The sequence below is a fragment of the Brevirhabdus sp. genome, assembly GCF_052826345.1.
Genome location: NZ_JBRBUA010000004.1, coordinates 17,109 through 29,226, shown reverse-complemented (window position 1 = coordinate 29,226; position 12,118 = coordinate 17,109). Strand labels below are relative to the sequence as shown.

Below are 12,118 nucleotides of genomic sequence, written 5' to 3'. Positions count from 1 at the left end.
TGGGGCGATACCCATGGCCCGAATATCCGCACAGGGACCGACAGCCCCCGACGCCCGTTCACCCTCAAAGCTTTCGGTGTCACCGTATAGTCAAGCGTCTGCGCACCCAGATCTATCGCGCCGACCCCCGATGCGGTGAAGTTGGGCAGCAGCATAAGCAAATCTTCGTTGCGCAGCACACCTTGATCAATCGCAAAGGTAGCTCCGAGCGAATCGAACACCGTGGTGCCGCCCTGCACATCGAAATTACCCATAAGACCGTCCAGGTCGATGCCGTCGATGCTTCCGCGGCCAACGCTTATCGCACCATCGCCGCGCAGGGACCGCATGATGGCGTCCAGTGAACCGCCCGAACCGAGAAACGAAATTTCGGCGTCGCCGGTGCCCTTGAACCGCGATAGACCGGCAGTTTGCTGCAACAATGGCTGCATCGAAATCGCCTGAGCAGCCAGCTTGCCGCCTACAGACAATCCGTTGCGATTGTTAACTACGAATTCCCCGCTGACTGTGCCGTTATAGGCATTTACCTCGCGCAGTTCTGCCACCAGGCGCGATTTGTCATTGCGCAGCAAGATACGGGTGCCGCCAAACGTTAATGTTCCCAGTTCGATACTGTCGGCGCGCAGGGCGATTTCGCCGTTGAAGGCGGCCAGCCCCGAAGCGTCAATCGGGGCCTTGGACCAGCCCGCAGCGGTTCTCGTTGTCGACGCCGCTTCGCCCGGCGGGGGTGCGCTGCCCGCGAATCCGGCAAGCTTCAGCGCCCCGGTGTCGAGCTGAGCATTCACATTGGGCGTGCCGTTCAGCGTTATATCTGCTGCGCCACGCATCGTGTTCCCGTCCAGGTCAGCAACCAGTTCGCGCAGGGCCAGACGGCGGTCCGGCGTCAAGGTCAACTGAAGCTTCACATCCATAGTGCGACCCAGACCTTGAGGCAACGCAACATTCCCCGCCCCAAGGGCAGCGAGAAAGCGCCCGGTGTCCGACGCTTTGAGCCAGAGGTCGCCCGCAACCGCCCCGCCAAGGCCTGCCCGACCGACCAGGCTGGCACCACCCCCGCTGGTATCCATGCGCAGACGGATCGGCCTGATATCTCCGTTTAGAAACTGGTCGAACCGGTCTACCGTTGCTTCGATCGCCACGCGTTCAGATGCCGGGCGAAGCGATGCCCTGATAACGGCGTCACCGGCGCGAACAGGCCAGTCAAGCGACAGATCGACACCCTCGTAGTGCACCAGGTCTCCGCCTTCGGCACCGTATATCAGTGTGGCATCGATGATGTTCAGCCGTTGGATGGTCAAGGCGCGCGGCGTCCGGTCCGGTGCGCTCGGCGCGGTTTTGATCTGTGCATCGCTGCCACCATCGGTAAACTGCCAGCTTGCGCGGCCGTCCAATCTCTGTTCCAGCCGGATCGTCGGGCTTTGCGCTTCGATGTTGGTAATCTTTATCTCGCCGCGCAGCAGCGCCATGGCATCGACCCCGATCGCAGCATTCGCCGCAGACAACATCGCGCCATCTTTGGCCCAGGTTGCGTTCCCGACCTCAAGTCCCCCGGCAGAGACCCCCAGTACCGGCCAGAAGGTCAAGCCCACGTCGCCGGTGATTACCACATCCCGACCCGTAAGGTTGCGCAACTGGTCAGCAGCGATTCGTGCAATCCGATCTGCGGGCAGCAAGAACAGCGACCCGACAGCAACCACTATGATAAGCAGCAGTATGCCGAATATACGTATGATCCACTTCATCGCCTGTCTCCTTGCCTGATACAGGGCCTTTCGCAGACCCTTTGCATGGCTTATAGCGCATTTCATGAGCACAAACCCACCAAATCTGCGCCCCGACCTGGCCCCGAAGGCCAAGATCGCCGAACCGTCGCGCCCCGGTCAGCCCACCATCGGCATGGTGTCGCTGGGCTGTCCGAAAGCGTTGGTCGACAGCGAACGGATATTGACGCGACTGCGCGCCGAGGGATACGGCATTTCGCCAGACTATGCCGGTGCAGATGCGGTGATCGTGAACACATGCGGTTTTCTCGACTCGGCCAAGGCCGAAAGCCTTGATGCCATCGGTGAAGCGCTCAAGGAAAATGGCAAGGTGATCGTAACCGGCTGCCTCGGCGCAGAGCCCGACTATATCCGCGAACACCACCCGCGTATTCTGGCTGTTACTGGCCCACACCAATACGAACAGGTGCTGGACGCAGTCCATGGCGCAGTGCCGCCGTCACCCGACCCCTTTATCGATCTGCTGCCTGCACGGGCCGTCAGCCTTACCCCGCGCCATTATAGCTATCTGAAGATTTCGGAGGGCTGCAATCACAAGTGCAAGTTCTGCATCATCCCCGACATGCGCGGCAAGCTGGCCTCCCGCCCTGCCCACGCGGTCCTGCGAGAGGCCGAAAAGCTGGTCGAGGCCGGGGTCCGCGAGCTGCTGGTGATCAGCCAGGACACCTCCGCCTACGGGCTGGATCGCCGCTACGACGAAACCCCCTGGAAAGACGGGACGCTGCGTAGCCACATCACCGATCTTTCGCGCGAACTCGGGCGGCTGGGCGTCTGGGTGCGGCTGCATTACGTCTATCCCTATCCGCATGTGCGCGACCTGATCCCGCTGATGGCCGATCCCGACAGCGGCCTGCTGCCCTACCTCGACATCCCGTTCCAGCACGCCCATCCCGATGTGCTCAAGCGTATGGCGCGTCCCGCGGCGGGCTCGAAAACACTGGAGGAGATCGCCGCCTGGCGTGCGATCTGCCCCGACATCACGCTGCGGTCCACCTTCATCGTCGGCTATCCCGGCGAGACGGAGGCCGAGTTTCAGACCCTCCTGGACTGGCTGCAAGAGGCGCAGCTGGATCGCGTCGGCTGCTTCAAATACGAAAACGTGGCCGGGGCGCGGTCCAACACGCTGCCGGGCCACCTGCCCGATGAGGTCAAGCAGGACCGCTGGAACCGCTTCATGGAAACCGCCCAGGCCATTTCCGAGGCCAAGCTCGTCGCCAAGCTCGGCCAGCGGCTTCAGGTCATCGTCGATGAGGTCGACGCCAACGCCGCCACCTGCCGCACCAAGGCGGATGCGCCGGAAATCGACGGCAATCTTTTCATCGACGAGGGTTTCGAACGTCTCTCGCCCGGAGATATTGTCACGGTAGAGGTGGACGAGGCAGGCGAATACGACCTCTGGGGCCGGTTGGTCTGATCACCCCCGGGAGGCCGTTTCCGCCAGATACTGCGCGTCGCTCACCTGCTCCAGCCAGTTGACGGTCTCTCCGTCGCGGGGCGCGGCGACGGCATAATGCGTCATTGCGCTGTCCGCCGTCGCGCCGTGCCAATGCTTTTGCCCGGCGGGAAACCAGACCACATCGCCCGCGCGGATCACCTGCCTGGGGCCGCCCTCGCGCTGCGCCCAGCCCTCGCCCGCCGTGACAAGCAGCATCTGGCCCAGCGGATGGGTGTGCCATGCCGTGCGCGCGCCCGGCTCGAACGAGACGATAACCCCGGCCACGCGCGATTGCGGGTCTTCGCTGGGCAATGAGGCAATCTCGACGGCGCCGGTGAAATAGTCGGACGGCCCTGGTTGAGAGGGGCTTTCCCCGCTGCGGATGATTTCCATTTCCCTGCCCTTTCGCTGCTGCATATCACGCCCGGTCCGGGCCGCCGATCCTGATCTGGCGCGCCCGGCCGAAAACGGTGGAGGTCGCGGCAAGCAGGCTCTTGCTCAAATGCGTCTCTATATATTGGCCGACGAAATCGCTGGGCGCGCGCAAAAGCACCCGCCCGCCGCCGTCGCACCCCTGGTAATCCAGTTTGGAAAACCACGCCGAATAACGCGCGGGGTCCTGCGCGCGCAAAAGGCGCTGTACCTGACCCCATTCGCCGGAATTTGCCGGAGGCTCCGTTTCCGCGCTTTCGGAACTACCCTCGGCCTGTTCCGGCGCACTTGCCGCCGCCGGGGCGACAGCTTGCCCGGTCTGAAGGCACAGCGCCTCCATCCGGTCGGCGAAATCCGTGCCTACGCTTGGCCAAAAGGGCCTCGACTGACGGCAGAGCTCTTCGACGTCGAGCCTGTAGGCCCCCACCCGTCCACGGACACCGGGCCTGCAACATATCAGCAGACCGCTTGCGGTCAGACGCTTCATCTCGCGCTTGACGGTGCGTTCATTCACAGACCAGAGACGCGAAAGCTCCACCTGCCCGATCGAGACCTCGTTGCGCGCCCAGTTGTAGCGCGCGGTCAGCATCGCCGCCAGCCGCATCATCGACGCCTGATACCCCGGCGCGCCATGCAACCCCATGACGGTTATGGCAGTCAGCACATCGTATTTGGCCGCCGCTGCGCCCGGCCCGGTGATCTTGCGTTGAAACGTCATGTTCTGCCCGCTGTCCTGCTATTCGATCTCAAACCGCATCGGATCATTCGGCTGCCCGATTCTGGATATCCCTCATCAAGTCATCAAATCCCGTTTCCTGTCAACCGCATTCGATTTACGGGAATTACAAATCAACCAGATTGAATCTAGGTATAATTGGTGAAGCGGGACTCCCTGCTGTCACCTTATAGGACAATTCATGTCACCTTATAAGGCTTTTTATCCCGCGCCTCGCCCCCTTATTCCTGAGGCCAAGCCCTGCGAGGTCCCGGTTTATCGGCTATTCCCGGTGCGGCTCCCGAGGAACAGGAATAAAAAATCTCTTTTGCAGTTTTTTGATTTTCTCGTTATTCAGAGTTCAGCGACAAAGAACAAGAGTAGCAGAGCAAATGCGGGATCATTCCGACCTACAGCAGATGAACGAGCGCAGCCTCGTACAGCAAACGGCCGTGCGCCGCGCGACCTTCTCTCCCGGTGAGGTGAAGTCGCTGCGGCCTTTCTCGATCTGGGAAATAAGTCAGTTCATGTTCGATGTGCCGGCCGACACGCTGCGCAAGAAGCTGGCCGACGATCCCTCGCTTCCCCAGGGCGTCACCGAGGAGGATGGCCGCCAGCGCTGGTTCACACTGGAGGAAATCAACGAGCTGCGCCGCCGGGTCCGGTTTCGCGGCAAGTCGCTGCTGCCGCGCAGGCCCAAGGGGCGCGCGATGCGCGTCGCGGTGTCGAACTTCAAGGGCGGCGTCGGCAAGACGGTGGTGGCGCAGCATCTGGCCAACGCCGCGGCGCTGGATGGCTATCGCGTGCTATGCGTGGATTTCGACCCGCAGGCGACGTTGACCCATTCGATGGGCATCACCGAGGTGCGCGAATGGAACACGGTCTGGGGCATCATGTGCCGCGATCTGTGTCATGAGGCCGACCGCATTGCGGAGGCGTTCGACGACGCGGGCGATTGCCCCTACCCTTCCGGCGACGAGCTGCCCGAGGATGTGCAGTCCATCGGGGCGCAGCGCGTGCAGGATTTCATCCAGCACACCTGCTGGCCGACCATCGACATCATCCCTTCCTGCGCCAACGCGGCCTTCGTCGAATTCGCCAGCGCGCAGTATCGGTCGCTGCACAAGGCCTGGAGCTTTTTCGGCTGCATGGCGCGATATCTCGATGAGCTGCCGGACGATCAATACGATCTGATCATCTTCGACTGCCCGCCGGCGATCGGGTATCAGTCGCTGAACGCAGCCTTCGCCGCCGACATCCTCTATATCCCTTCGGGCCCCGGCTATTGGGAATACGACAGCACCACCAGCTATCTCGGCCAGCTTGGCGACGCGCTTCACGATATCGCCGAAGGCTTCACCGATTTGGCGGAGGATGCCGGCATCACCCTGCCCAAGCAGTTTTTCGACATCCGCGTGTTGATGACCCGGTTCGAGGCGACAAACCCGCTGCACGTCGCGATGATGGATGCCTTTCGCAACGTCTTCGGCGCCGACGTCTGCGACAACCCGATCGAGATGACCCGTGCGGTCGAACAGTCGGGCCGGTTCCAGATGTCGGTCTATGAACAGGATTACCGCCATATGACCCGCGAGACGTGGAAGCGCGCGCGGCAAAGCTTTGACCGCGCCTATGCGGAATTCCGCGACACGCTGCTGGCCGCCTGGGCCACGAATGGCCAGAAAAAGGGAGAGCAGAAGGATGGCTGACAAGAACAAGTTCGGCTTCGGGCCGCTGGAGACGAAATCCACCACGCCACGGCGCGAACGCTCCGTCGGGCCGATGGGGGCTGCGGTGCGCGACACGGCCGTCAGCCTTCAGGAAACGACCGAGGCCAAGGTGGTGCAGCGCCGCCAGAACGCCGAGGATGCCAAATCCTTTCGCGATGCGCGGTCCGAGGGGCGGCTTTTGCAATCGCTGCCCCTGTCGCGGATCTCGACCGACGATCTGCCGCGCGACCGGCTGGAGCTGGAGGCCGTCGCGGGGTCCGAGGAGATGGAGGAGCTGAAGGCCTCCATCCGGGAGCGTGGCCAGAAGGAACCCATCGAGGTCTATGAGGACGCCACCGGGCAGTTCCAGCTGAAAAAAGGCTGGCGGCGCCTGACGGCGCTGTCGCAGCTTTACGCCGAAACGGGGTCGGAAAAATTTGCAACCGTCATCGCCCGCGTCGAATTCGGGGCGACCGACCGGCTGGGCCGCTACATCGACATGGTGGAAGAGAACGTCGTGCGCGAGGATCTGTCCTTCGCCGAGATGGCGCAGGTGGCCATTACCGCCGCCGACGATCCCGCGATCGATGGCGATGACGCCGACGCTTTGGTCGGGCGGCTTTATGCTTCGCTGCACAAGATGAAGCGTTCCTACATCCGCAGCTTTGTCTATCTGCTGCGCGAGCTGGGGCCGGCGCTGCAATGGCCGCGGGAGGTGTCGCGCAACCTCGGCGTCGATGTCGCGCGGGCGCTCAAGGCGGGGCAGGGCGACGCGGAGGCGCTGCGCCAATCGCTGGCAGGGCTGCGCGATCGGGAGGATCAGGCAAAGCTGCTGGCGGGATTTCTCGCCGCCGCCGCCAGCACCCCCAAGGCCGAGGCGCGACAGCCGAAAGAGAAGTTCGAGTTCCACGTGGGCGATCTGAAGGTGACGGCGCGGGGCGGCGAGTGCCGCATCCTCAGCCGGATGGATTTCACCAAGATGCCGCGCCACCGGCTCGATCAGGCCATCCGCGCCTTCGAGGCGGAGCTCAAGCGCGATGCGGCGGAGCCCGAGCGCCCGACCGGCCGCCCGACCGGCCGCCCGTCGATCAGGCCGCTTTAAGGGTAACCCGCGGGTTACGGCATTCCTGCCGGGTAACCCGCGGGTTACGACGAGATGCTGAGGCGGCGACCTTTAAGTAAGCGATATATTTCAACGACTTGTGCGATTTTCGCTCTACACGGACCCTCAGCTGACCGCGCCGCCTCGTCGGCAGGGCGTTCCTGTCGGCCCGCATTGGGCGGGCGCCAGGGTCAGGGGTTGCGATCCGCTGGACAGCAATGACATTCTCTCCGATAAGTAAGGGGAATCATGGCCATGCCACGGCGTCGGCCCATGGGCCAGGGACGGGCGAGCGATCGGAAATCTATGACTATCGTGCTGGAAGCAAGCGGGCTGACCAAGGAATTTTCCGGCTTTGTCGCCGTGAACAATGTCGATCTGGCGGTGGAAGAACGCACCATCCACGCGCTGATCGGGCCGAACGGGGCGGGCAAGACGACCTGCTTCAACCTGCTGACGAAATTCCTGCAACCGACATCGGGCATGATCCGCTATCGCGGACGCGACATCACCCGGATGGCGCCTGCGGAAATCGCGCGGCTGGGCATGGTGCGGTCGTTCCAGATCTCGGCCGTGTTTCCCGATCTGAGCGTCTTGCAGAACGTGCGCGTCGCCTTGCAGCGCAAGCGCGGCGAAAGCTACGATTTCTGGCGCTCCGAAAAGATGCTGAACCGTTTCGACGAGGAGGCACGCCGCCATGTCGATGACGTCGGCCTGTCGGATTTCATCGACCACCGCGCGGCGGAGCTGTCCTACGGGCGCAAGCGCGCGCTGGAAATCGCCGCGACGCTGGCGCTCGACCCGGAAATGCTGCTGCTCGACGAGCCGATGGCCGGCATGGGCCAGGAGGATGTGGAGCGTATCTCGGCACTGATCCGTCGCGTGGGCAAGGATCGCACGATCCTGATGGTGGAACATAACCTGTCCGTCGTCGCCGATCTGTCGGACAAGATCACCGTGCTGGCGCGGGGCGAGATACTGGCCGAGGGCGATTACGAGACGGTTTCGAAATCGCAACAGGTCATCGATGCCTATATCGGAGCAGGATATGACTGATACGACCACGGGCGCACCGCTGCTTAGCGTGGCCGGGCTGAACGGGTGGTACGGCGAAAGCCACGTGTTGCACGGGATCGACCTCGAGGTGCACGAGGGCGAGGTCGTCACGCTTCTGGGGCGCAACGGCGCGGGCAAGACCTCGACGCTGCTGGGGATCATGGGCATCCTGCCGCGCCGCGCGGGCACGATCCGTTTCGACGGCACCGACATCGTGGGAATGCAGCCGCGCCAGATCGCGCGCCGGGGTATCGCCATCTGCCCGGAGGAGCGCGGCATCTTTTCCTCGCTGAGCGTCGAGGAAAACCTGATGCTGCCGCCGCGCATCCGCGACGGCGGGTTGAGCGTGGATCGGATCTATGAGCTGTTTCCCAACCTCAAGGAACGTCGCCGCAGCCAGGGCACCAAGCTGTCGGGCGGGGAACAGCAGATGCTGGCCATCGCGCGCATTCTGCGCACCGGCGCGCGTTTCCTGCTGCTGGACGAACCGACGGAGGGTCTGGCCCCGGTCATCGTGCAGCAGATCGGGCGCACCATCGGCGCGCTCAAGAAAGAGGGCTTCACCATCATTCTGGTGGAGCAGAATTTCCGTTTCGCGGCCTCGGTCGCGGACCGGCATTATGTCGTGGAACAGGGCAGGGTGATCGACATGATCCCCAACGCCGACCTGGATGCGAACATCGACAAGTTGCACGCCTATCTGGGCGTGTGATCCAAGGCACCGGCGCCGGGTGGCGCCACAGCAGGGAGGAAGATCAATGATCAGAAGTTTGGCTATCGCAACGGCGGTGGGCGCGCTTGCCACGGGAATGGCAATGGCGCAGGGCATCGACGTCAAGCTGGGCGTGCTCAACGACCGCTCGGGCGTCTACGCCGACCTTTCGGGCGAGGGCTCGGTCGTGGCGGCGCGCATGGCGGTCGAGGATTTCAAGGCCAAGGACAAGGGCCTGAACGTCACGATCATCTCGGCCGACCACCAGAACAAGCCCGATATCGGCTCGAACATCGCGCGCCAGTGGTATGACGAAGAGGGCGTGAACGCCATTCTCGACGTGCCGACGTCGTCGGTCGCGCTTGCGGTGGCCGACATCACGGCGGAAAAGAACGGCGTGCTGATCGACTCGGGCGCGGGGTCGACCGCGCTGACGCGCGAGCAGTGCCGTCCGACCACGATCCACTGGACCTATGACACCGCGGCGCTGGCCAACGGCACCGGCAAGGAGATGACCAAGGCCGGCGGCAAGAAATGGTTCTTCCTGACCGCCGACTACGCCTTCGGACATTCGCTGGAAGAGAACACTTCCAAGGTGGTTCAGGAAAACGGCGGCGAAGTCGTGGGAACCGTCAACGTACCCTTCCCGGCGCAGGATTTCTCGTCCTTCCTGTTGCAGGCACAGGGCAGCGGCGCGGATGTGATCGGCCTGGCCAATGCGGGCGGCGATACGGTCAACGCGATCAAGCAGGCCGCCGAATTCGGCATCACCCAGGCGGGGCAGAAGCTGGCCGCACTGTTGTTCTTCGTCACCGATGTGCACGCGCTCGGCGCGCAGACGGCGCAGGGGCTGGCCCTGACCGAAGCCTTCTACTGGGACCAGAACGACGCGACCCGCGAATGGTCGACCCGCTTCGAGCAAAAGCATGGCGCCAAGCCGACGATGGTTCAGGCCGGCGTCTATTCGGGCACCATGCATTATCTGCGCGCGGTCGAGGCCCTGGGCAGCACCGACGGCAAGGCCGTGGCCGCCAAGATGAAGGAAATGCCCTTCGACGATCCGCTTTTCGGCAAGGGCACCGTGCGCGGTGACGGTCGTGCGATCCACGACATGTATCTGTTCGAGGTCAAGACGCCCGACGAATCCAAGGGCGAGTGGGACCTTTACAAGCAGGTCTCGACGATCAAGGGCGAAGACGCCTTCCTGCCGATGCTGGATGAGTGCAACTTCACCAAGTAAGCACCGTCACGGTTCTTCAACGCCGCCTTCCGGGGTTTCCCGGTGGGCGGCACATGCACTGAAAGATGGGCCCTGCGCATGTTCGAACTTCTGGGAATTCCGCCTCAGGTCCTGCTGGGCCAACTGCTGCTGGGGCTTATCAACGGGTCCTTCTACGCGGTCCTTTCGCTGGGGCTGGCGGTGATCTTCGGCCTGCTCAACATCATCAATTTCGCCCATGGCGCGCTTTACATGATGGGCGCCTTCGTGGCCTGGATGCTGCTGAGCTATCTGGGGATCGGTTACTGGTGGGCGCTGATCCTGGCGCCGCTGATCGTGGGCGCCTTCGGCATCTTGCTCGAACGCACGATGCTGTCGCGGCTCTACAAGCTGGATCACCTTTACGGGCTGCTGCTGACCTTTGGTCTGGCGCTGATCATTCAGGGCCTGTTCCGCAATTATTACGGCATTTCCGGGCTGCCCTATCAGATCCCCTCGCAACTGTCGGGGGGGCAGAATCTGGGCTTCATGTTCCTGCCGAACTATCGCGCCTGGGTGGTCGTGATTTCCGCCATCGTCTGTTTCGCCGCCTGGTTCCTGATCGAAAAGACCCGGTTGGGCGCCTATCTGCGCGCGGCCACGGAAAACCCGACGCTGGTGGGGGCGTTCGGCATCAACGTGCCGCTGCTGATCATGCTGACCTATGGCTTCGGCGTGGCGCTGGCGGGCTTCGCGGGCGTGCTGGCGGCGCCGATCTATTCGGTGAACCCCAACATGGGCGCCGATCTGATCATCGTGGTCTTTGCCGTGGTGGTGATCGGCGGCATGGGCTCGATCATGGGGGCCATCCTGACCGGCTACATGCTGGGGCTGGTGGAGGGGCTGACGCGGGTGTTCTATCCCGAAGGCTCCGCCGTCGTGATTTTCGTCATCATGGCGATCGTTTTGCTTATCAAGCCCGAAGGGCTGTTCGGGAGGGCCTCCTGATGGCTGCGCAAACCACCGGAATGCCGCTGCTTCACAAGGTGATCTTCCTTGCGCTGCTGGCCTTTTTGATCGTGCTGCCGTTCATGGTCTACCCGGTCTTCGCGATGAAGGTCATGGCATTTGCGCTGTTCGCCGCCGCCTTCAACCTGTTGCTGGGGTTCGGTGGGCTGCTGTCCTTCGGCCATGCGGCCTATTTCGGCGGGGCGAGCTATGTCGCGGCCCATGCGGCCAAGGTCTGGGGGCTGACGCCGGAACTCGCGGTTCTTGCCGGGACGGCCTCGGCCGCGTTCCTGGGGCTGGTGATCGGCAGCCTGTCGATCCGTCGGCAGGGCATCTATTTCGCGATGGTCACGCTGGCCTTCGCGCAGATGGTCTATTTCTTCGCGCTTCAGGTGCCGTTCACCGGCGGCGAGGACGGCATCCAGTCGGTGCCGCGTGGCAAGCTGTTCGGGCTGATCTCGCTCGAGAACAACATATCGCTCTATTTCTTCGTGCTGGTGCTGACCTTCGGCGGCATCCTGTTTCTGTATCGCATCGTGCATTCGCCCTTCGGGCAGGTGCTCAAGGCGATCCGGGAAAATGAGCCGCGCGCGATTTCGCTGGGCTACAACGTGAACCGCTACAAGCTGATGGTCTTCGTGCTTTCCGCGACGTTTGCGGGGATGGCCGGGGCGATCAAGAGCCAGGTGTTCCAGCTGGCCTCGCTGACGGATGTGCATTGGGCGATGTCGGGCGAGGTGGTGCTGATGACCCTTCTGGGTGGCATGGGTACGATTTTCGGGCCGCTGGCGGGTGCCGCGCTGATCGTGACGATGCAGAACTATCTGGCGACATTCGGCGCCTGGGTCACGGTGATCCAGGGGGTGATTTTCGTGCTCGGCGTGCTGCTTTTCAGGGAAGGCATCATCGGCGTTCTGTCGCGCTGGCTGAAACGCCCGCTCTAGGCGGTCTTGGCGGTCCGCGCGCGCGG

Annotated in this window: 11 protein-coding genes; 8 read left to right on the top strand and 3 right to left on the bottom strand. The window is 63.0% G+C overall.

Translation table 11 applies throughout. The annotated features are described in order from the left end of the window. A partial coding sequence (locus tag ACU0BR_RS00225; protein ID WP_446154825.1) for an AsmA family protein occupies positions 1-1,742 on the bottom strand: 1,742 nt, incomplete at its 3' end. A gap of 64 nt (positions 1,743-1,806) precedes the next feature. Here ACU0BR_RS00225 and rimO point away from each other — a divergent pair. Then, a complete protein-coding gene (gene rimO / locus ACU0BR_RS00220) occupies positions 1,807-3,195 on the top strand; it encodes a 30S ribosomal protein S12 methylthiotransferase RimO (protein ID WP_446154824.1) in 1,389 nt (462 codons plus the stop codon). Here the strand turns inward: rimO and ACU0BR_RS00215 are convergent, their stop codons facing one another. Together ACU0BR_RS00215 and ACU0BR_RS00210 are read right to left on the bottom strand one after the other, a co-directional pair. Further along, a complete protein-coding gene (locus ACU0BR_RS00215; RefSeq protein ID WP_446154823.1) occupies positions 3,196-3,609 on the bottom strand; it encodes a (R)-mandelonitrile lyase in 414 nt (137 codons plus the stop codon). Between the two features lie 25 nt (positions 3,610-3,634). After that, a complete protein-coding gene (locus ACU0BR_RS00210) occupies positions 3,635-4,366 on the bottom strand; it encodes a DnaA N-terminal domain-containing protein (protein ID WP_446154822.1) in 732 nt (243 codons plus the stop codon). A gap of 389 nt (positions 4,367-4,755) precedes the next feature. Here ACU0BR_RS00210 and ACU0BR_RS00205 point away from each other — a divergent pair, with 389 nt between their 5' ends. From ACU0BR_RS00205 to ACU0BR_RS00175, 7 genes are all read left to right on the top strand, one after another. Beyond that, positions 4,756-6,072: an AAA family ATPase gene (locus ACU0BR_RS00205; RefSeq protein WP_446154821.1), complete on the top strand. Its 1,317-nt coding sequence runs from the start codon at positions 4,756-4,758 to the stop codon at positions 6,070-6,072. Beyond that, positions 6,065-7,174, top strand: coding sequence for a ParB/RepB/Spo0J family partition protein (locus ACU0BR_RS00200; protein WP_446154820.1), 1,110 nt, complete (start codon positions 6,065-6,067; stop codon positions 7,172-7,174). Before ACU0BR_RS00205 ends, ACU0BR_RS00200 begins: the two co-directional genes overlap by 8 nt. Positions 7,175-7,480: 306 nt before the next feature. Beyond that, positions 7,481-8,230, top strand: coding sequence for an ABC transporter ATP-binding protein (locus tag ACU0BR_RS00195; protein WP_446154819.1), 750 nt, complete (start codon positions 7,481-7,483; stop codon positions 8,228-8,230). Beyond that, positions 8,223-8,942 carry an ABC transporter ATP-binding protein gene (locus tag ACU0BR_RS00190; RefSeq protein ID WP_446154818.1) on the top strand — a complete coding sequence of 240 codons (720 nt, stop codon included), beginning with the start codon at positions 8,223-8,225 and terminating at the stop codon, positions 8,940-8,942. Before ACU0BR_RS00195 ends, ACU0BR_RS00190 begins: the two co-directional genes overlap by 8 nt. Positions 8,943-8,988: 46 nt before the next feature. Beyond that, positions 8,989-10,182 (top strand): ABC transporter substrate-binding protein, encoded by a 1,194-nt coding sequence (locus ACU0BR_RS00185; RefSeq protein WP_446154817.1) that lies wholly within the window; start codon positions 8,989-8,991, stop codon positions 10,180-10,182. Positions 10,183-10,260: 78 nt separating this feature from the next. After that, entirely contained in the window at positions 10,261-11,148 is an 888-nt protein-coding gene (locus ACU0BR_RS00180) for a branched-chain amino acid ABC transporter permease (RefSeq protein ID WP_446154816.1), read from the top strand. Next, the gene (locus tag ACU0BR_RS00175) at positions 11,148-12,092 is read left to right on the top strand and encodes a branched-chain amino acid ABC transporter permease (RefSeq protein WP_446154815.1); all 945 of its coding nucleotides are present in this window, start codon (positions 11,148-11,150) and stop codon (positions 12,090-12,092) included. Before ACU0BR_RS00180 ends, ACU0BR_RS00175 begins: the two co-directional genes overlap by 1 nt. Positions 12,093-12,118 lie beyond the last annotated feature (26 nt).

Coding starts and splice junctions, on each gene's coding strand:
- rimO (WP_446154824.1), top strand. CDS start 1,807: ATGAGCACAAACCCACCAAATCTGCGCCCCGACCTGGCCCCGAAGGCC.
- ACU0BR_RS00215 (WP_446154823.1), bottom strand. CDS start 3,609: ATGGAAATCATCCGCAGCGGGGAAAGCCCCTCTCAACCAGGGCCGTCC.
- ACU0BR_RS00210 (WP_446154822.1), bottom strand. CDS start 4,366: ATGACGTTTCAACGCAAGATCACCGGGCCGGGCGCAGCGGCGGCCAAA.
- ACU0BR_RS00205 (WP_446154821.1), top strand. CDS start 4,756: ATGCGGGATCATTCCGACCTACAGCAGATGAACGAGCGCAGCCTCGTA.
- ACU0BR_RS00200 (WP_446154820.1), top strand. CDS start 6,065: ATGGCTGACAAGAACAAGTTCGGCTTCGGGCCGCTGGAGACGAAATCC.
- ACU0BR_RS00195 (WP_446154819.1), top strand. CDS start 7,481: ATGACTATCGTGCTGGAAGCAAGCGGGCTGACCAAGGAATTTTCCGGC.
- ACU0BR_RS00190 (WP_446154818.1), top strand. CDS start 8,223: ATGACTGATACGACCACGGGCGCACCGCTGCTTAGCGTGGCCGGGCTG.
- ACU0BR_RS00185 (WP_446154817.1), top strand. CDS start 8,989: ATGATCAGAAGTTTGGCTATCGCAACGGCGGTGGGCGCGCTTGCCACG.
- ACU0BR_RS00180 (WP_446154816.1), top strand. CDS start 10,261: ATGTTCGAACTTCTGGGAATTCCGCCTCAGGTCCTGCTGGGCCAACTG.
- ACU0BR_RS00175 (WP_446154815.1), top strand. CDS start 11,148: ATGGCTGCGCAAACCACCGGAATGCCGCTGCTTCACAAGGTGATCTTC.